The 20,530-nt window shown below is 43.7% G+C and carries 19 protein-coding genes; 8 read left to right on the forward strand and 11 right to left on the reverse strand.

What is annotated here, in order from left to right:
- The first annotated feature begins 219 nt into the window (after nucleotides 1–219).
- Nucleotides 220–852: a ComF family protein gene (locus FB6_RS11565; RefSeq protein WP_174560133.1), complete on the forward strand. Its 633-nt coding sequence runs from the start codon at nucleotides 220–222 to the stop codon at nucleotides 850–852.
- A 100-nt stretch (nucleotides 853–952) separates the two neighbouring features.
- Here FB6_RS11565 and FB6_RS11570 read toward each other — a convergent pair whose 3' ends face one another.
- Both FB6_RS11570 and FB6_RS11575 read right to left on the reverse strand, forming a co-directional pair.
- Nucleotides 953–1,360 (reverse strand): NUDIX hydrolase, encoded by a 408-nt coding sequence (locus tag FB6_RS11570; protein WP_174560134.1) that lies wholly within the window; start codon nucleotides 1,358–1,360, stop codon nucleotides 953–955.
- Between the two features lie 2 nt (nucleotides 1,361–1,362).
- The gene (locus tag FB6_RS11575) at nucleotides 1,363–1,956 is read right to left on the reverse strand and encodes a TIGR00730 family Rossman fold protein (protein ID WP_174560135.1); all 594 of its coding nucleotides are present in this window, start codon (nucleotides 1,954–1,956) and stop codon (nucleotides 1,363–1,365) included.
- Between the two features lie 152 nt (nucleotides 1,957–2,108).
- Here FB6_RS11575 and FB6_RS11580 point away from each other — a divergent pair, with 152 nt between their 5' ends.
- Nucleotides 2,109–3,122, forward strand: a complete 1,014-nt coding sequence (locus FB6_RS11580; protein WP_174560136.1) for a CorA family divalent cation transporter — start codon at nucleotides 2,109–2,111, stop codon at nucleotides 3,120–3,122.
- Nucleotides 3,123–3,353: 231 nt separating this feature from the next.
- Here FB6_RS11580 and FB6_RS11585 read toward each other — a convergent pair whose 3' ends face one another.
- The 8 genes from FB6_RS11585 to dxs form a co-directional block, all read right to left on the reverse strand.
- Nucleotides 3,354–3,644 carry an STAS domain-containing protein gene (locus FB6_RS11585; RefSeq protein ID WP_174560137.1) on the reverse strand — a complete coding sequence of 97 codons (291 nt, stop codon included), beginning with the start codon at nucleotides 3,642–3,644 and terminating at the stop codon, nucleotides 3,354–3,356.
- A 15-nt stretch (nucleotides 3,645–3,659) separates the two neighbouring features.
- Entirely contained in the window at nucleotides 3,660–4,292 is a 633-nt protein-coding gene (locus tag FB6_RS11590) for an MlaC/ttg2D family ABC transporter substrate-binding protein (RefSeq protein ID WP_174560138.1), read from the reverse strand.
- A gap of 18 nt (nucleotides 4,293–4,310) precedes the next feature.
- A complete protein-coding gene (gene mlaD, locus FB6_RS11595) occupies nucleotides 4,311–4,979 on the reverse strand; it encodes an outer membrane lipid asymmetry maintenance protein MlaD (protein WP_174560139.1) in 669 nt (222 codons plus the stop codon).
- The gene (gene mlaE / locus FB6_RS11600; RefSeq protein ID WP_174560140.1) at nucleotides 4,979–5,758 is read right to left on the reverse strand and encodes a lipid asymmetry maintenance ABC transporter permease subunit MlaE; all 780 of its coding nucleotides are present in this window, start codon (nucleotides 5,756–5,758) and stop codon (nucleotides 4,979–4,981) included. Before mlaE ends, mlaD begins: the two co-directional genes overlap by 1 nt.
- Nucleotides 5,755–6,573, reverse strand: coding sequence for an ABC transporter ATP-binding protein (locus FB6_RS11605; RefSeq protein ID WP_217427340.1), 819 nt, complete (start codon nucleotides 6,571–6,573; stop codon nucleotides 5,755–5,757). The genes mlaE and FB6_RS11605 overlap by 4 nt, the downstream gene beginning before the upstream one ends.
- Nucleotides 6,574–6,977: 404 nt before the next feature.
- Nucleotides 6,978–8,807: a DEAD/DEAH box helicase gene (locus tag FB6_RS11610; RefSeq protein WP_174560142.1), complete on the reverse strand. Its 1,830-nt coding sequence runs from the start codon at nucleotides 8,805–8,807 to the stop codon at nucleotides 6,978–6,980.
- Between the two features lie 546 nt (nucleotides 8,808–9,353).
- On the reverse strand, nucleotides 9,354–10,184 hold the full coding sequence (locus FB6_RS11615) for an inositol monophosphatase family protein (protein WP_174560143.1): 831 nt from the start codon (nucleotides 10,182–10,184) through the stop codon (nucleotides 9,354–9,356).
- A 103-nt stretch (nucleotides 10,185–10,287) separates the two neighbouring features.
- Nucleotides 10,288–12,198: a 1-deoxy-D-xylulose-5-phosphate synthase gene (dxs, locus tag FB6_RS11620; protein ID WP_174560144.1), complete on the reverse strand. Its 1,911-nt coding sequence runs from the start codon at nucleotides 12,196–12,198 to the stop codon at nucleotides 10,288–10,290.
- A 309-nt stretch (nucleotides 12,199–12,507) separates the two neighbouring features.
- On the opposite strand from dxs, the gene ribA reads away from it, so the two are divergent.
- On the forward strand, nucleotides 12,508–13,110 hold the full coding sequence (ribA, locus tag FB6_RS11625; protein ID WP_174560145.1) for a GTP cyclohydrolase II: 603 nt from the start codon (nucleotides 12,508–12,510) through the stop codon (nucleotides 13,108–13,110).
- 92 nt (nucleotides 13,111–13,202) lie between these two features.
- Here ribA and hemN read toward each other — a convergent pair whose 3' ends face one another.
- Nucleotides 13,203–14,576, reverse strand: coding sequence for an oxygen-independent coproporphyrinogen III oxidase (gene hemN / locus FB6_RS11630; RefSeq protein WP_174560146.1), 1,374 nt, complete (start codon nucleotides 14,574–14,576; stop codon nucleotides 13,203–13,205).
- 240 nt (nucleotides 14,577–14,816) lie between these two features.
- On the opposite strand from hemN, the gene hemF reads away from it, so the two are divergent.
- From hemF to FB6_RS11655, 5 genes are all read left to right on the forward strand, one after another.
- Nucleotides 14,817–15,761 (forward strand): oxygen-dependent coproporphyrinogen oxidase, encoded by a 945-nt coding sequence (hemF, locus tag FB6_RS11635; RefSeq protein WP_174560147.1) that lies wholly within the window; start codon nucleotides 14,817–14,819, stop codon nucleotides 15,759–15,761.
- Nucleotides 15,762–16,038: 277 nt separating this feature from the next.
- On the forward strand, nucleotides 16,039–16,245 hold the full coding sequence (locus tag FB6_RS11640) for a hypothetical protein (RefSeq protein ID WP_174560148.1): 207 nt from the start codon (nucleotides 16,039–16,041) through the stop codon (nucleotides 16,243–16,245).
- 162 nt (nucleotides 16,246–16,407) lie between these two features.
- Nucleotides 16,408–17,196, forward strand: coding sequence for a shikimate dehydrogenase (gene aroE / locus FB6_RS11645; protein WP_174560149.1), 789 nt, complete (start codon nucleotides 16,408–16,410; stop codon nucleotides 17,194–17,196).
- Nucleotides 17,197–17,584: 388 nt separating this feature from the next.
- Entirely contained in the window at nucleotides 17,585–19,408 is a 1,824-nt protein-coding gene (locus FB6_RS11650) for an acyl-CoA dehydrogenase C-terminal domain-containing protein (protein WP_174560150.1), read from the forward strand.
- Nucleotides 19,409–19,533: 125 nt separating this feature from the next.
- On the forward strand, nucleotides 19,534–20,466 hold the full coding sequence (locus tag FB6_RS11655) for a phage baseplate protein (protein WP_174560151.1): 933 nt from the start codon (nucleotides 19,534–19,536) through the stop codon (nucleotides 20,464–20,466).
- The last annotated feature ends 64 nt before the right edge of the window (nucleotides 20,467–20,530 follow it).

Below are 20,530 nucleotides of genomic sequence, written 5' to 3' on the forward strand. Positions count from 1 at the left end.
ATCTTAAAATATATTTTAAGTCCGCAAGAAAAACCTTTTGTTTCCCACACACAACATCCTGAGCCAGTTTTAAGCACTGCTTTAAAATGCAGCGCAAGGGATGGGAAACGTGTGGCATCCATGCCACACTCATGAATCCAATACCTACTAAAAATCATTTTTCTTGAAGCCAGATACAAACTATGCAAAATTAAAGCAAAATAAAAAGAAGAAGAAAACATGCTGCAATTGATTCACCCATTACTGCAAAAAGTAATCCAAAACCTTTCCCCTTGCCTACTTTGCGGCATAGACCATCAGCAGCATTATTCACTCTGTACCGATTGCTGGCAGCAGTTACCGTGGTTGAAACAGACCATTCAACGGCAGGAAATGGATATCCAAGTGGCTTTTCAATATGCCTATCCGGTGGATCGTATTATTCAAAAATTCAAATACGAACAGCAGCTGCATTTTCAAACCCTGCTTGCAGGCTCACTCATCGGGCTGAGATTACCCAAAATTCAGGCCATCGTACCCATGCCGATTTCCCATCAGCGTTTGGCAGAACGTGGTTATAACCAGTCTTTACTTATTGCCAAGATTTTGGCGAAACAGCTGAATATTCCAGTCTGGCAACCGGTTGCACGACGGGCGCAACATTCACAAAAAGGTTTGAGCCGTATCGAACGGTTGGACCAGATTGAGCAGCAATTCGTGATTGCTACAAAGAGTAAAGTCCGTTACCGCAAAGTGCTGATGCTGGATGATGTGGTCACGACTGGCAGTTCGCTACATGCTTTAAAAAATAGCTTACAGAAATTAGGCTGCCAGCAGATTTATGCGGCATGTATCGCCGCTGCAGACAGCTAAAAATGCAGAACATTAAAAAAAAAAGGGAAAGTTTATTCTTTCCCTATTCTCAAGCCTTTTTCTAATCGATCGCCGGTATTTTTACAAGAGAGAATCGCCCTCACAAAAGCGCATTGACGCTTAACTGCTGCTTGACCCAAGGCATGACAATTTCAGTGGTCAATGGCGCAAGCCTGGTATGCTGATCATCTAAATCGACCCATTTCATCTCTGCAATTTCGGCATCAATTTTCGGGGCCTGATCTAAATTCACATAATAGACATAGCTCACCAGCTGATGATCCGGCTCATTGGCGGTAGCGGTTTCAAAACGCCCGACAAATTGTTGAATAGAAGCTACACAACCAATTTCTTCCTGAATTTCACGCAACATGGTCTGTTCAGGCGCTTCATCCGGTTCCAACTTTCCGCCCACCTGCATAAAACAGGAAGTCTTCTGCTTACGCACCACCAGCAATTGCTGTTGTTGATTTAAAATAATCGCCGCAGCGACCGTAATCACTTTCATCTTTACTTCACCAACTGCTGTTGATCCGCCATGCCCCATTTCGGCTGCGGAGCCTGGAAAGCATCAAACTGCTGCAAAATATCTGGAATATCATTCGAGGCGATAATACTGTCAGCAAAGCGTGGATGGGTAAAACCTTTCACCGAGGTTAACTGAATAAACTTTAATAAGTCATCATAAAAACCCGCCACATTTAAAAAGGCACAAGGTTTCAAATGTATACCCAGCTGAGCCCAAGTCCACTGCTCAAAAATTTCTTCCAGGGTGCCAGCCCCACCCGGCATGGCAATAAACGCATCGGATAGTTCCGACATCTTGGTTTTGCGTTCATGCATATTAGACACCACATGCAATTCTGTTAAATCGGGATGAGCCAGCTCACGATCCACCAGAACATTTGGAATTACTCCAATGACTTTACCTCCAGCCTGTAAGGCGCTGTCTGCCACCACCCCCATTAAGCCTGAACGCCCACCGCCATACACCAGAGTTTTACCTTGCTCTGCAAGTGTCTGGCCCAGTTTTTGCGCCGTATCTAAAAAAATGGAATCTGTCCCCACAGCCGAGCCACAAAAAACTGCGATAGCATTTGTCATTTTTTCACCATGTTTTGAAGATGTCATACTATTAAAGTAAATTTTCAGGAGATTTTTTAATAAAAAAGCGCTTGAATCAGTGTTTTTATTCAATTCCTTGTCTAAAATACACCCATTGATTAACCCACACTGCGCAAGGGAGAAAAGACAGCATGCTTGAAGCCTTTTACGCCACAGAGCGCGGTAGTTTGGAAGATGCCACCATTAACGGTGGTTTTGATCTTCATCCAGAATTAGTGTGGATTGACCTCATTGCCCCATCACAAGAAGAACAGCAATGGGTCTTGGATGCTTATGAGCAAAACCTGCCTACACTTAAATCCTTAGAAGATATTTCCTCATCTGCTCGATTTTACCGTGATGATGACGGAATTTTACATATCAGTACTTATTTTTTAACTAAAAATAAAAATTTTCAGGTCGATGGTGAAACTGACGACAACTCGAGTATTTTGGCCACTGTACAAACCGTGGCTTTTATTCTACATAAAGAACGCCTGTTTACCCTACGTGGTGAAAAACTGGTGGCTTTCCGCGCGTTTCGTGCCCGTGCGCGTCGTAATGACTACGAAATTGACTATAAAGATCCGACCTGGGTCTTGTTAGGTTTACTGGAAGCCAAACTGGATGAACTTGCGGATATCTTGGAAGATATCCACAAGGATTTGGAAAAATATTCCACTGAAGTACTCAATAACCGCCATCGTGAACAGATTCTAGATCTGGATGACATGATTACCCGTTTGGCGCAATTGGAAGATATGCTGGGGAAAGCACAGCTATGTTTAATTGATTTACGTCGTGTCCTCACCTTCTTGTCCCGTCCACGGGCTTTAGGCAGTCATATTTATGATGCCGACATTCGAGAGCTCAGTGAAGATGTCCGCTCTCTGGTTGAACATGATGCCTTCCTGTTCCAAAAGGTTCGATTCTTGCTGGATACGACATCCGGATTCATTAACACCGAACAGAACGATACCATCCGTCGATTCTCGATCTTGCCAAGTATGCTTGCACCACCGATGCTGGTGGCCAGTGTCTATGGGATGAACACTGACGTGCTGCCTTTTGCCCGAGGAACCACCAGCTTTGTCGTCGTCAGTATTATTTTAGTCGCCTTCTTTATTGGGCCACTGATTTATTTCCGCTGGAGGAAATGGATCTAATACATTTATATTCTCCCTCCTTTTAGGAGGGAGTTAGAGGGAGGTCTTGTCCATCCCTTAAATGTGATAGCTCCCTAATGCTGTTTTTACGTGTCATGATGTAGCTACAAATAAAAAAATCTAAATGTGCAACCTTTATCCTTTACCGAATATATTCCTCATCTTCCTTTGGTAGAGGAAAAGATGCCGACCATAAAAAAGCACCTTAAGGTGCTTTTTTAAATTCAGTGTTCAGGCAATCAATTGCAGGTCATCTTGCAAATGACAGGCCTGAATGATTTTCATCATTTTCTCAGGCACCGCTTTGAATTGCAGACCTTGAGCTTTCGGTGTCTGGCGTAACCAGCGCACCAGTACTGCCAGTGCCAAGGTACTTCCTTGTTCCAGCTGGGCCAAATTTACGACCACAGGAAACTGGTTCTGAGATTGAATCAGCTTTAAACCTTGCTGGTAGTAATTTTCAGCATTGGCATAATCAATTTTGCCAGATACCTGTAATTCCTGATGAATGAATTCAATCACTAAACACCTACTCTGTTATTTTTTATTTACAGCTGCGTCTGCATCTGGCTCAAAGTTCGCAATCGCTTTATCAATATTACCGCCATTACGTTTTACTGTTGCCGCAAACTGATTACGGAACTGCAAACCTAAATCAATGCCTGAAACATTCATGTTGCGGATTTTCCATTGATTGCCTTTATCTACCAACTGGAAAGAGACCGGAATTTTTTCGCCTTTGTTATTGAAGTCCATAGTCACTACAGGGTTTTTGCTGTTGGTGTCTTTGTATGGACGAAGGTTATAGCTTTGATTAGAGAACTTGGCAAATGCACTGCCATAGTTTTCAATTAAAGATTCACGGAAATTACGTTCAAATTGGGCACGCTGAGCAGCAGTACTGTATTGGTTGGTCGCATAAGTTCCCATCACAATACGGGTAAAAGATTGTGAATCGATATAAGGGTCAAGATTTTGACGCACAATCGCTTTGACAGCAGCTGGATTATTCTGCAATTTGGCATGATCCGCTTTTAAACGTGAAACCAAACCATCGGCCACTTTTTTAACAAAAGCCGGTGGAGTTTCAGTGGGTGCTGCAAAGACAGTACCTGCGATCATTGTTGATAAAACACTTGCTGTAAGCGATTGTTTAAATAAAGTATTCACTAAAATCTCTCCTCCCAATTACTCAACAAATGAAGTTTGCGCATCTGTTGATTCAGTTGATGTCTTTTCTTCTGCGGCTTTATCTGACGACTTCGCTGCACCACCAGTAATAAATTTGCTGATCAAATCTTCAAGATCCATGGTGCCTTGCGTATTAGCAATACTCTCACCACGTTTGACATAGTTCAGACCACCGCCTGGAACTACTTTCAAATATTTTTCACCCAATAAACCATTGGTTGCGACCATAATATAAGCATCTTCATCGATACTGGTAATGGAGTTCATGTTATCAGCAAGTTGCTTTTCCATTACTTTTTGTTGCTCAGGCGTTGCTTCAGTATATTCTGTGCTATAGCGCAATTCTTCCAGAGCATTTTTCTTGACGGTTTTCAGCTGTTCTTTATTAAAAGAAGTCAACTTGCCATCCAGTTCAAAATGAACTGTAGCCAAACGCGAAACAGGATCAAGCGTAATTTCAGTTACCCGACCAATGGTGACCCCACTCATGGTAACTTTGGCACGTGGTTTCAAACCATTTACATTGTCAAAATTGGCCGTCATGCTATAGCTGTCACGCAAATTAGTGCCAACTAAACCACTCACTTTCATGGCCAAGAAAAATAAGGCCACACCAAACAGAATGACAAAAAAACCGACGGCCAGCTCACTTGTACGTGATTTCATTAAACACCTCCGAACATGACCGCAGTCAACACGAAATCAAAACCTAATACACACAACGATGAATACACCACTGTACGTGTTGTAGATGTTGCTATACCTTCTGATGTTGGCTCACAAGCATAACCTTGATATACCGCAATCCATGTGCAAATTAATGCAAAAACAAAACTCTTGACGATGGTGCCATTAAAAATATCCTTATAGAATTGCACGCTACTTTGCATACCGCTCCAGTAAGAACCTTCATCCACACCTAGAAAATCGACCCCGACCATTTTGCCGCCCAAAATACCAATGGCAGCAAAAACCACGGTGAGCATCGGCAAGCTGAAAATACCCGCCCACAACCGCGGTGAAACAATACGCTTCAGCGGATCAACCCCGATCATTTCCATACTGGACAGCTGTTCTGTGGCTTTCATCAGGCCAATTTCTGCAGTCAGTGCGGAACCGGCACGACCTGCAAACAACAGCGCAGCAACCACCGGCGCCAGCTCACGCAATAAAGTCAATGAGACCATGGTGCCCAGCATGGCTTCGGAACCGACATTGACCAAAATGGAATAACCTTGTAAACCCAGCACCAAACCAATAAACAAACCAGAAACCGAGATGATCAGTAAAGACATGACCCCGACACGGTACATCTGATAAACAAACAGTTTGACGCCCAGTTTGGTCGGCAGAGAAAATAAAATTTGCAGCAACATTACCGTTGCTACGCCGATACCGCGTACACGTTCAATAACGCGTCTACCTAATGAGGCAATGGCATTCATGAACGTACCTCATCACTTAAATAAGCTTGATGGCTAAATTGATAATCAACCGGACCTTCCAGAGAACCAGTCAGAAACTGACGGACAAAAGATGAAGCATGCTGCTTCAATTCGGCAGGTGTGCCCTCGCCTTGAATCTTGCCTTCAGCCACCACATAAATATAGTCGGCGATCGATAGTGTTTCTTCGACATCATGCGAGACAATAATGGTGGTTAAGTCCAACGCTTCACGTAAAGAACGAATCAAACGGGTTAACACCCCTTTCACAATTGGATCCTGACCTGCAAATGGCTCATCGTACATAATCAGTTCCGGATCTAGTGCAATCGCTCGTGCCAATGCGACACGACGATTCATACCACCAGACAGCTCAGATGGCATCAATTGCTCGGCACCACGCAAACCGACCGATTCCAATTTTAATGCCACAATTTCCGCAATCAGATGTTCTGGTAATTGGGTATGTGCACGCAGCGGAAATGCCACATTTTCGTAGGTCGACATATCGGTGAACAAGGCGCCACTTTGAAAAAGCATACCCATACGTGCCCGCGTAGCAAACAGTTCAGTACGCGACATTCGTGCAATGTCTTTACCATCAAGCAAAACTTGCCCTTGATCGGGAATCAGTTGCCCGCCAATCAAACGCAGTAAAGTTGTTTTACCGGTACCTGACGGTCCCATGATGGCAGTGATTTGACCACGACGGATGGTTAAATTGACATTGTCATAAATAACACGCTCCCCGCGTTTAAAGCTCAGATTTTTAATCTCAATCAATGATTGCGATTGAGGGGGGATTTGATTATTCATAGCTGAGCGTTTTCCTACATTTTTCAGCATGCATACTATAAAGGATTCGGGTTAGAAATGTTACCTCTAGATAAAAAGTAACCGATTTACCATAATTTTTAATTCTTTTAATTATAGTTTGATTTTTTTAAAAATAGAGCGCCAAAAACAGGACGCTGCGTTACACAACAGAACTATAGAGATAATACGCTATATTACATAGCAATAAAATCAAACCAATATAAGGCATAATCACCTCTTGATTGAAGCTCGAAACATAAGGAATTGACTTATTATCCATATTTAACGAAATTAAAATAAAATATGATCCAGTATACATTTTTATTGATTCAGGTCAAAGATTAATCCCATAAAAAAACCGGTGTTTCCACCGGTTTTTTTCTATCAAAATCTATCGATTTTGATTAGTCGTTAAATTTACGACGTGGGCGATCTTCACCAAAACTGCGTTTAGGACGATCTTCACCAAAGTTACGTTGCGGACGGTCGCCAAAATCACGTTTAGGACGGTCATCACCAAACGAACGTTGTGGACGATCACCAAAACTACGTTGTGGACGGTCACCGTTGTATTCGCGACGTGGACGATCACCACCTTCACGAGCTGGTTTGTAGTCTACACGGTTGCCACGGTTGTCATCATTCGAGCGCGGTTTGTCGCCAAAGCTGCGTTGTGGACGGTCGCCATAACCACCTTCACGACGTGGACGATCACCAAAGTCACGACGTGGACGATCTTCAAAACCACCTTCGCGACGTGGACGGTCGTTATTGAATTCTCGACGTGGACGATCTTCGCCACCGAAGCTGCGTTGTGGACGGTCGCCATTATATTCGCGACGTGGACGGTCGTTGTTAAATTCACGACGTGGACGATCTTCACCAAATGAAGGACGCTCGCCACGAGGTTTGTCATCATAGCTGCGACGTGGACGGTCATCACCACCTTCACGACGTTTGAAGTTGCTTTCGCCTTCAAAACGACGGCCGCCACCGAAACCACCACGGCCACCACGACCGCCGTCACGACGACCACGACCACCATCACGGCCACCACGTGCAGGAGGTGGAGATGGCTCAAGACCTTCAATTTCAGAAACGTTTAAACGCGCTTCAAGGAAGTCTTCTAAAGCACGGATTTTGCCGCGTTCACGGTAAGTTGCAAGGGTAATCGCTTTACCTGTACGACCTGCACGACCAGTACGACCAATACGGTGTACATAATCTTCGTTCTTCATTGGAAGACCGAAGTTGATTACGTGAGAGATTGTTGGTACATCAAGACCACGAGCAGCAACGTCAGTTGCAACTAGAATCTTAGCACGACCTTCACGGATGCTACGTAAACGACGGTTACGAACAGTTTGCGGCATCGCACCGTGAAGTGCTACAACTGATAAACCTGCTTCAGCAAGCTCTTCAGCCAACATATCTGTGTCTTCTTGAGTTGAAGCAAATACCACAGCTTGGTCAACGTCTTCTTCGTTTAACCAGTGAGTAAGCAATTTTTTCTTGTGCTCAAAACCATCAGTCCAGTGCAAAGTCTGAGTAATGTCAGTATTTGTAGAGTGACCAGTTTCAATCGAAATACGCATTGGATCATTCATCATGCGTTCAGCAAGAGTAATGATACGTGGTGCAAAAGTCGCAGAGAACATAAGTGTTTGCTTACGGTTTGCAGCCAAATCACCAATTGCTTCTAGGTCTTCAGAGAAACCGAGGTCAAGCATACGGTCAGCTTCATCGACAATTAATGAATCAACTTTATCCAGTTTAATTTGACGACGGTTTACAAGATCAAGCAAACGACCTGGAGTCGCTACAACTACTTGTGCGCCTTTTAACTGTTGGATTTGCTTACCAAAAGGCATACCACCCATGATCGCTGCTACACGAACACCTTTCATATGACGAACGAATGCAATCGCATCCTGACATACTTGTTGTGCAAGCTCACGAGTCGGAGAAATCACCAGAATAGAAGGTTGTGTAATTGCTTTCATACGTTCTTTGAACGGTACAAAAGTGTCTTGATTTGCAAGCGCATTCAAAGTTGGAAGCAAGAATGCAGCAGTTTTACCAGAACCAGTTTGGCTAGATACTAAAAGGTCTTTACCTTCAAGCGCAGCAGGAATAGCTTGTTCTTGTACAGGAGTTGGCGTAGTAAAGCCTAAACCTTCGAGAGCCTGAGTTAATGACTCATCAAGGGAAAAATCAGCAAAAGTTTTGCTCATAGAGAGTATTCACCCTGAAATGGGTGCTCCATTTAATAAATTACAATATGGACATCGGCAAAAAGCGGCACAGCAATTAGCGCTGAAAATTTAGGATTCAGCAGCGATCCGAATAACGACGATGTGGATATAACGCACGCATGATTACGGCCGCAAACCTGAAGGAATCGCTTAAGCGATTGGGGCGCGAAGGATATGTCCTCTCTATGGACAGGACGCGCATACAATGATTAGAAGATAATGTTCAGGTAAAGAACGGAAATTTAAGTGCGTGGCGGCATGATAACAGAATCATTTTAAAAAGTAATCATTTTTTTCGATCAAATGTGGATTAGATACTGTTTTTTTCAGTAACAGTCTATTTTACAACTCAATTTTGTTTAAATTTTAAGCAAATATTTTAATTTCAAAATATATCCATGACTGAATATGTCTGTTTATAGATGAAAACTGCGATGTGATCCATGCGGATCAGGCTACTTCAAAAACAAAAAAAGCCCTCACCTGGAGAGCTTTTCTTGGTCATATCACTCGATTCAATCAAGCTTACTTGGCTGCGTCACCCCAAGCTGGAACAACAGCTTGCATTAAAGGTTTAAGCATTTTCATAGAGCAAGCAATGACTTGACCATTTTCCATAGAATCGGCACCACCACGTGCATCCACTACAGTACCACCCGCTTCTTTCACGATTAACTCGCCTGCTGCGATATCCCAAGGTTTCAAACCAAGTTCAAAATAACCATCCAAACGACCTGCAGCCACGTACGCCAAGTCTAATGCAGCAGAACCTGCACGACGGTATTGTGCACCGGCTTCAGTAACATTTAATAATGAATCAAAATGGTTTTTTGCATAAGAGATTACTTCGCCACCACGTTTCGCGCGGTAAGCATGACCTACAGCAAGGAAAGTATTTTGCAGGCTGTCTTTGACATTTACGCGAATACGGCGTTGGTTCAACATGGCACCGCGACCACGGCTGGCAGAGAATAGCTCGTCTTTCACAGGGTCATAAATAACACCGTGTTGAGTCACACCTTTATGTTGAACAGCAATAGAAATACAGAAATGCGGGAAACCGTTAATGAAGTTTAGAGTGCCATCAAGCGGATCAATCACCCAACACCAATCAGCGTCGTGACCTTTACCTTCTTGCAGACCAAACTCTTCACCCAGGAAGCTGTGGTTTTTATAGCTTTTACGTAGGGTATCGATGGTCAATTGTTCCAAGTAACGGTCTACACGTGTTACTGGACCATCAATTCCTTTTTCTTCGACTTGTAGATCGAGTTTATGACGATTTTGATGCGCTTTTAAAAGCTCTTGACCAACTAATTGAGCCGCACGCGCAGCCATCACCACCATAGGTTCCATTGAACACCCACTACAAATTTGAAGATACTGATAAAGAATAATGCATAAAAGCCCTCACATTTTAGCAAATGTCAGAGCTTTTAGGGGAAAAATGTTTCTAAAATTATAAAGACGCTGACTGCACAAGTTTCAACCAGGTCAATTCAACTGATTTTTCAATGCCTTTGGCATCTAGTCCGGCCTGTTGCAACATCTGTGCATGGGTGGCTTGGTGCATGAACGTATCCGGCAAGCCGAGATTTAAGATCGGTTTGACAATTTGTGCCTGAGCCAGATACTCATTCACCGCACTGCCCGCACCTGCCATCACGGCATGCTCTTCAACAGTGACAAATAAACTGGTTGTCGCTGCAAGTTGTTCAATGATCTGCTCATCCAGCGGTTTCACAAAACGCATATTGACGACACGTACGCCAACTTCATGAGCAGCGGCCAAAACTTGTGCTGCTTCCACAGCCGCATTGACACGGCTACCAAACGCAAAAAGACTGATTTGCTCTTCTTGCTGTTCATTAAAACGGGCCACAATTTCAGCTTTACCCAGCTCCAAAGCAGTTAATTGTTGCTGAATTTCAACGCCTGCCCCGTTACCGCGCGGATAACGCACGGCTGCAGGACCATTGTATAAATAAGCGGTATGCAGCATCTGACGACATTCATTTTCATCTTTAGGCGCCATGATCACCATATTCGGAACGGTACGCATAAAGGCATAGTCATAGGCCCCGGCATGCGTCGGGCCATCTTCACCGACCAAACCGGCACGGTCGATGCCAAAAGTCACATCCAGATTTTGCAAAGCCACGTCATGAATCAGCTGGTCATAACCACGTTGCAGGAAAGTCGAATAAATCGCCACCACCGGTTTTAAGCCTTCACAGGCCATTCCGGCTGCCAGTGTTACCGCATGCTGTTCGGCAATCGCCACATCAAAGAAACGTTCCGGGAACTGTTTGGCAAACTGTACCATGCCTGAACCTTCACACATGGCCGGAGTAATAGCCAGTAAGCGTTCATCTTGAGCAGCTTCATCGCACAGCCATTGTCCAAAGACATCTGAATATTTTGGTGCTGTATTGTTTGAAGCGGCTGCATTTAATTTACTGATAGCATGGTATTTAATCTGATCAGTTTCAGCCGGTGCAAAGCCCTTGCCTTTTTTGGTATAGACATGGATTAGACGTGGGCCTTTACGTTTTTTTAGCGCATTAAACACTTGAACCAGTTGATTGACATCATGGCCATCAAAAGGCCCAAAATAGTCAAAACCAATGGCTTTAAACAGGTTGTCCGCTGCATCGGTCGCTGAGCTATGCAAACGTGAGTTGTAATTCCATTCTGGATGCGGCTGCAGATAGGCTTCACCTGCATCAGAAATATTGACCGACTGGCCACGTTCCCAGATGGCGGCCAAATGCTTGGCAAATCCGCCGGTACTGCATGAAATGGACATGTCATTGTCATTCAGTACCACGATTAAATCGGCATCGTGTGCGACGGCATCATTCATGGCTTCAAAGGCCATACCGGCCGTCATGGCTCCATCCCCAATAATTGACACCACTTCACATGGGTCTTTTTGATAACGGCGTGCCAGTGCCATACCCAAACCGGCTGAAATTGCAGTTGAGGAATGTCCTACGCCAAAGGTGTCGAATATTGACTCATCACGCGCCGGGAAAGCAGCCAAACCATCTTTGGCACGAATAGTCGTGAGCTGTTCACGGCGACCGGTCAAGGCTTTATGCGGATACGCCTGATGACCGACATCCCAAATCAGTCGGTCATGCGGTGTATTAAAACAGTAATGCAAAGCCACCGTCAGTTCGATCACACCGAGGTTGGCACCAAAGTGTCCACCACTTTGGCCTGCTGCATACAAAATGTACTGACGTAACTCATCCGCCACTTGTTCTAATTGGCTGCGCTCGAGCAATCTTAATTGTTGAGGATGATCAATCGCATCCAGCAACGGTGTTACAGGGCGGTGAGTCGGTATTTCTGTATACAACATAAATGGCAAAGCCTTCTAAAGCCTGGCAAATCCTAAGCTAGGTAAATGGGTTATTCGAGCATAATAGTCGAATTGTATCACCTTTAAATCAGCCACATTTCTAGCGATGCAGTTTAGAGGCAAATCTCTACACTGGGTGTTTGTTCATTAGCGAGATTATCCAGAATAATCTTACTATTTATCAACTATTATCGTTCGCTTTATACAAAAAAGAAAATCTTCTGCATAAATTCCTCAATGCAATTCAACTAATGTCCTAGCATTCAGCTATACTTTAGCTAATTAATGAACTATTTGAAGAGTTAAACAGTGCCTATAGAATTTGTCGCGACTTCAAGATTACCAACCGCTTTTGGTGAATTTAAAATCACGGTATTTCAAGATCCTAAAACGGGTGAAGAACATGTAGCACTTTCTAAAGGTTTGGATACACCACCCGATGAACCCGTCTTGGTGCGTATCCATTCTGAATGTTTAACCGGTGATGCCTTTGCCTCTCTCAAATGCGATTGTGGTCCCCAGCTCCAAGCCACTCAAAAACTGATTAATGAAGTCGGTCAAGGGGTCATTTTGTATTTGCGCCAAGAAGGTCGAGGGATTGGACTGACCAACAAGATTCGTGCTTATGCCTTACAAGATCAAGGTCACGATACGGTGGATGCCAATTTGATGCTCAACCTACCTGCCGATGCACGACGTTATGACATGTGCACCATCATGCTGGATTATCTGCAAGTCAAACAGGTCAAACTGATCACTAACAACCCGCTCAAAATTAAAGCCTTACAAGAGTTAGGCATTGATGTAGTCGATCGTGTTCCGCTGACTGTCGGTTTAAATCCGTTTAATGCCGAATATTTAAAGACCAAACATGAACGCATGGCGCATATGTATAAAAAAGGCGATTTTTAAAACTTAAAATCATTCTACAAGAATTTCCCCTAACCCCTCTTTAATCAAGAGGGGGAAAAGCCTCTTCTTTATTAAAGGGAGGTTGAAGGGGTTTAAATCGTCATCGAGAAAATCCGGTTTTCAGGCACCCGTCGTTTTAAGCGTAAATCAAAGGCCATACAAATATTCCGCACAAAGGGTTTACCTTTTTCGGTAATGGCAATTCCCTCAGATTGAATCTCCAGCAAGCCATCTTGCTGCATTTCCTCAAGCTGTTGCAGCACTTCTGGAATTTCCGGAAAACGCAGGTCTGCCTTGTCCCATGAGGTGCTAAAGCTACACATCAAATTCAGGATATGTTGGCGAATCATTAAATCTTCTGCACTCAGCACATGCCCGCGATATACCGGAATTTCATTGTTTTCTAAGCGCGCATAATAGTCGGGCAGTTTTTTTTCGTTTTGCGCAAAGCTATACCAGCTGTCGCTAATCGATGAAACGCCCAAGCCAATCATCACTTGCGTTTTAGACGCGGTATAACCCATAAAATTACGGTGTAAAGTCCCGGCTTGAAATGACTGATACATGCCATCTTGCGCCAAAGCAAAATGATCCATGCCAATTTCATGATAGCCGTGACTGAGCAGTTTCTTTTTACCTTCTTCATAGCACTGGCGTTTGATGTCATCTTTCGGCACATCGGCATCTTTAAAACCACGTTGACCATTGCCCTTGATCCACGGCACATGCGCGTAGCTATAAAATGCCAGACGATCCGGCATCAGGCGATTGGTCTGATCAATGGTATTCAGGACATCGTCCAGACTTTGAAATGGCAATCCGAACACCAAATCATGTGAAATAGACGTATAACCAATTTCACGTGCCCACTGGGTGACCTGCTCTACATGTTCAAAAGGCTGAATGCGGTGAATAGCTTTTTGCACATTTTCATTGTAGTCCTGCACCCCGTAACTGACCCGGCGGAAGCCCAGATCATACAAGGCCTGTAAATGTTCGCGCGTGGTGTTGTTCGGATGTCCTTCAAAGCTAAATTCGTGCTGTGGAGCAATTGCAGCTTTGTCCAGAATCCCTTCAATCAGCTGAGTTAAATGTTCCACCGAAAAGAAGGTCGGCGTGCCACCACCCAAATGAATTTCTTTAATGACCGGTTTATCCACCAATAACTGGCAATATAAATCCCACTCTCTCAACAGCGCAGCAATATAAGGCTGCTCGACTTCATGACGTTTGGTGACCTGTTTATGACAACCACAGAAGGTGCATAAACTTTCACAAAATGGCAGATGGATATACAGGCTGATCCCTTCGCTTTGATTCGACTCATCAAAAGAACGTTTCAGGGTTTGTTTCCAAAGCTCTAGGGAAAAATCCTGTTCTTCCCAATACGGCACAGTCGGATAACTGGTATAGCGCGGCCCAGGCACATTGTATTTTTGAATTAAAGAACTCGCCGGCTTTGACATCAAGATTGCCCCCTAGAAATGAATCGTACGAACCCAATAGGAACGGTCTGCTGTTGTTATTGTGCTGAGCTTGATGGATGAATTCAACCTAGCCTTTTAGTCGGAATATTTTCGATTCATGTACTTGCTTTAAAAATTTGACGGCATTTTCAATCAGCTCAATCGGGAAAAATCCCTTAATCTTTTTATGATTTTATGGTTTGATGTAGGCATTCTCTATCTTTCCCTATGAGGGTTCTGATGCAGCATCCCAATTCCGCTGATATTCAACGCGTTCGCGAATTTCTTCTCGATTTACAAGCCCGAATTTGCACGGCTTTAGAGCAACGTGAGGCAGAAAGTGGAAGTACGGCACAGTTTGAAATTGATGAATGGCAACGTCCTGAAGGCGGTGGTGGCCGTTCCCGTGTGCTGCAAAATGGCGAGGTGATTGAAAAAGGTGGCGTGATGTTCTCGCACATCAACATTTCCAAACTTCCTGCTTCTGCCACAGAACGACACCCGCAAATTGCCGGTGCAAAAGCGCAAGCCATGGGTGTTTCCCTGGTCATTCATCCCAAGAACCCGAATGTGCCGACTTCACATGCCAACGTGCGTTTATTCGTGGCCGAACCTGAAGGACAAGATCCAGTGTGGTGGTTTGGAGGCGGTTTTGACTTGACCCCCTTCTATCCGGATGATCAGGATGTTCTGGCCTGGCATCAAAAAGCCCATGATCTGTGTACGCCTTTTGGTGACACGGTCTATGCCGAGCATAAACAATGGTGTGATGATTATTTCTATTTAAAACATCGTGATGAACAACGCGGCATCGGCGGATTATTCTTTGATGATTTAAATCAGTGGGATTTTGAAACTTGTTTTAAATACATGCAAGCGGTCGGTAATGGCTATCTAGAAGCGATTTTACCAATTTTTCAGCGTCATCAAAATCAGCCCTATACCCAAGCGCAGCGTGATTTTCAGCTGTATCGTCGTGGCCGTTATGTAGAATATAATCTGGTCTATGACCGTGGCACCCTGTTTGGTTTACAGACCGGCGGCCGGATTGAATCCATATTAGTCAGCATGCCACCACTGGCAGCATGGTCATATCGTCCTGAATGGGATGAACATTCACCTGAAAAACGCCTGACCGACTATTATTTAAAACCACGGGATTGGCTAACCGAGCTAAAAAAGTAACCCATTAACACCCATCCCTTTTTCTGCGCTGAAAAAGGGATTCTTTTAAAGTGATTTTCAACTCTAAAAATAATAGAATTTCAAACACTTAAATCCATTAAACCCAAGTCCTTCAGTCGCTGAAAATACTTTATTATTCAACAAATATAAAGCTAACTGACATATTTACTTACAGCACTGGACTCGTGTGTTTTTCAAAATCGCGTAGACTAAGTCATTCAATTGATGATGACTCAGCATGCATAAATAGAACAAATCATGCTCCAAGGAGAAGACTATGTTTAATGCGATTTCGAATCATAAGGTGATATTATTTTGGTCAATTTTCACCATGCTCATCTGCTCTGTGACCATTACCCTTGTTTCAAAGAATACTCTGGCTGACAGTTTATCGATGACCGTTACAGTGTTTGCCTGTTTGGGTTTGTTTTTTACTGCAGCAACCCTGCTTGAAGACAAGGTTCATGAAATCTGTAATCCTTAATAGCCGGTTTCATGAACAGTCTAAAGTGAAACCCGTTAAAAAAAGCACTCCCGTGTTTTTTCCTTTTATCTTTCATTACTTCCTCCCTTTTTGCTACGTGACTTTAGCCTGAGCTAAAAATCACGTATATTGAATGCCATTTCCGCATATGGATCTTGTGAAATGAGCAAACAATTTGCCGTGGTTGGTAATCCTATTGAACAATCACGCTCTCCAGAACTTCATCATGCTTTTGCAGAAAAAACCGGCATTGACCTGATCTATAGCAAACGTCTGGCTCCCCTTGATGGCTTTGAGGCCAATATCAAAACCTTCTTTGCTCAAGGCGGCATGGGCTTGAATGTGACTGTGCCTTTTAAGGAACAAGCCTTTGCGCAATGCCAAGTACTGACCGAACGTGCCAAAATAGCCAAAGCCGTTAATACCTTATGGATGCAAGATGGACAACTGCATGGGGATAATACCGATGGTCAGGGTCTGGTCGATGCCATCAAGGCGCTGGACTGGAACTTGGAAAACACGGAATTGTTAATTATTGGCGCTGGCGGCGCAACCCGCGGTGTTGTCTACCCGTTGGTACAGGCAGGTGCCAAGAAAATCGTGATTGCCAACCGTACTTTAGCTCGCGCAGAGCAACTGGTGGCCGACTTACAGCAAGCCGTCCCACAAGCAACGCTTGAAGCCATTGCATTAAATGACTTAGCGGGCAATTTTGATCTGGTCATTAATGCCACTTCTGCCAGTCTGAGCGGTGATGCTCTAGTTTTACCAGATAGTTTACAGTTCAAACATGCCTATGAAATGGCTTATGGTAAGCCGTCCAGCTTTCTGGATCAGGCCAAGGCCCGTGGTGTACCTACTTCAGAAGGTTATGGCATGCTGGTAGGACAGGCGATTGAATCTTTCTCGATCTGGAATGGCATCAAACCGGCACTGAAAGACTTTTTATAAGCAGCTTCAAGTAAATGACTGAAAAGAAGTCAAGCTGACTTCTTTTCATTTTTTGTGCAAATAGATGTATTTAAATTGGATTTAATGACATCTATAAATGTTTTTCATCATTCATCTAAAATATTCAATTAATCATGTATTTAAACTTTAAAATTTACATTAACAAATTAATTTAATTCACTATTTTAAAATCAAATATTCTTAAGCCAAGAAAAAAATTACACCAAACAATCTAATCATTTCAACGCAGGATTAAATTATATTGTTCTTAATTCGCCTTTCTGACATTTTTACAAGGCTGCATCATCAATGTATTTTTATCAACAATGTGAATAATCATATTATCGATTCGGATAATCCAAAACTATTTTAAATTAGGATTAAACATATGCCAGCTTATAAAGCCCCTTTACACGACATTCGCTTCTTAATGAATGAAGTACTTGATTACCCTGCACACTATCAAACTTTGTCAAATGGCGAAGCTGCAGATGCCGATACTGTAGATATGATTTTAGAAGGTGCAGCAGATTTCTGTGAAAATATTTTATCGCCTTTGAACCAAAGCGGTGATGAAGAAGGTTGTACATTTAATAACGGTGAAGTGACCACGCCTAAAGGCTTCAAAGAAGCGTATGACCAGTTTGTACAAGGTGGCTGGCAAGGTTTGTCATTTCCTGAAGAATTTGGTGGTCAAAACCTGCCTCAGTCTTTAAACCTGATCAAATCGGAAATGATGGGTACTGCAAACTGGTCATTCCAGATGTATCCGGGTCTAAGTGTAGGCTGTATGAATACCATTCTGCAGTTTGGTACTGAAGAGCAGAAAAATCTCTATATGCCAAATCTGGTCACTGGCGAATGGTCAGGCACCATGTGTTTAACTGAACCACAATGTGGTACCGACTTGGGTCAGGTGAAAACCAAAGCTGAACCTTTGGCTGATGGCACCTATGCCATTTCGGGAACCAAAATCTTCATCTCGGCTGGTGAACACGATTTAACGGACAATATCATTCATATTGTCCTTGCACGCCTGCCAGATGCGCCTGCAGGCACCAAAGGGATTTCACTGTTCATCGTGCCTAAATTCCTTGTGAATGCAGATGGTACGATTGGTGAGCGCAACCCGGTAAGCTGTGGTTCAATTGAACACAAAATGGGGATCCGCGCTTCAGCAACTGCCGTTTTGAACTTTGACAATGCAGTTGGTTATCTGATTGGCGAACCCCATAAAGGCTTACATGCCATGTTCACCTTCATGAACACGGCACGTATTGGTACAGCGATTCAAGGTATCGCCCATGCGGAACTGTCTTTCCAGGGTGCCCTGCCTTATGCCAAAGAGCGTATGTCCATGCGCGCGCTTTCAGGTAAAAAAGACCCTGAAAAAGTCGCTGATGCGATCATTCACCACGCTGACGTCCGTCGTATGCTGTTGACCCAAAAATCAATTGCTGAAGGCGGCCGTGCAATGATTTATTACGCAGCACAAATTGCCGACAAAATGGCGGATGCTTTGGCGCGTGGTGATACTGCTGCCTTTGAAGCACACGACGACCATTTAGGTTTCTACACCCCTATTCTTAAAGGCTTCTTGACTGAATTGGGATATGAAGCAGCTAACCACGGTATGCAAGTGTATGGTGGTCATGGTTATATCAAAGAATGGGGCATGGAACAGATCGTTCGTGACTCACGTATCTCTACCCTATACGAAGGTACAACCGGTGTTCAAGCACTGGACTTGATCGGTCGTAAAGTATTACTGACTTCAAAAGGTAAAGTGATTCGTGACTACACGGCTGAAATCTTGAAGTTCTGTGGTCAACATGCACGTAACAAATACATGCGCCGTTTTGCTTGGGACTTAACCAAGTTATGCGCACAGTGGAATGCTTTAACTGTACGTATCATGCTTGCTGCACGTAAAGACCGCGACATAGTTTCTTCAGCTTCTGTCGATTTCTTGATGTTCTCGGGCTATGTGATGATGGCCTATTTCTGGGCGCAACAAGCCGCTGTCGCTTCTGCGAAACTGGCTTCAGGTGAAGGTCAGGAAGTTCCTGAATTCTATAAAGCCAAAATTAAAACTGCTGATTTCTACTTTGAACGCATGTTGCCACGTACTCAAGGTCATGCCGAAGCGATGGTGAATCCTTCTAAAACCATGACATCTTTAGCACCTGAACACTTTAGCTTCGATTACTAATGTGATGGCTTAAGCTTTCAAACAGAGAAGAGCGCTACGGCGCTCTTTTTTATGGACTACAATAATCTCAATGTCATGCCGCTTTTCACTGACCTACAATAATAAAAAAAGCAGGTCGCGTTTAGATGAAAAAATTCCCTTTGAGTCTAAGTCGATTTCATCAGGCACAGGCCAATGCCATACCGTTGAATGCGCGGCATCTGGAGCAGGAACTGGATTTAGCCCAAACTCCACATATCGGCGATGCAGCACCACCGATTACCCTGATCCGGATGGGTCTGGGTAATCAGCATATTATCCAAGGCCTTGCCATCGATCAAAAGCACAAGCTGCTGTATACCACGCATGTCGAAGGCGATCCTGAACAAGGCGTGATTAACCGGTTTCATCTGCAAAATTCAAACCTATGGTCTGCACAAGATGCGCAAAAGCCTTCCCCGCTGATTGGTCATCAAGGCATTTCGGTCGATCCACACAGTGACTTTCTTTTGAGTTCTGCTGGCTCTACTGTTCCCAATAAAGGCTGGTATATGCTCAAGTTTCAGTACATGACCAATGCCGAACCTAGAAATCCTCAAATTATTCAGTTATTTGATAAACGATACAGCAAAATCACCAATAGCATGCCTGTGATTACCCCGGATGGTCAATATCTGCTGGTACGCGGCAATATCAATCACATGAATGTAATCCGGGTTTTTAAATATGATCTGATTGCCCGGAAAAATTTATCCGATATCAGTCTACTCTATGAAGATGAATGGAACATTGATAGCGGCTTGACTCAGCATCAGGCAGCATTTCAAGGACTCACGACCGATGGCAATTATGTCTATTTACTCAGTGGCGGTAAAAACGCTCATCCCAAAAGACTATATGTGTATGACTTAAGCGGAAATTTGATTCAGAAAATGGATGCAGTTACACTCGGCCAGCTAGATATGTTATTCAATCACAGAATAGATTACTGGGAACCTGAAGGTTTAACTGTAGAACTTAGATTAGCATTTGAAGTGCAACACCATGTTCTTGGAATAATACCTGACTCGGGCTTCTAAATCCGAGTCTTTTTCTTGGGCGATGATTCAAACGTTGAGTGATTTCTGAAATATAAGCATCCGA

Source organism: Acinetobacter bouvetii (assembly GCF_902753875.1).
Taxonomy (GTDB): Bacteria; Pseudomonadota; Gammaproteobacteria; order Pseudomonadales; family Moraxellaceae; genus Acinetobacter; species Acinetobacter bouvetii_A.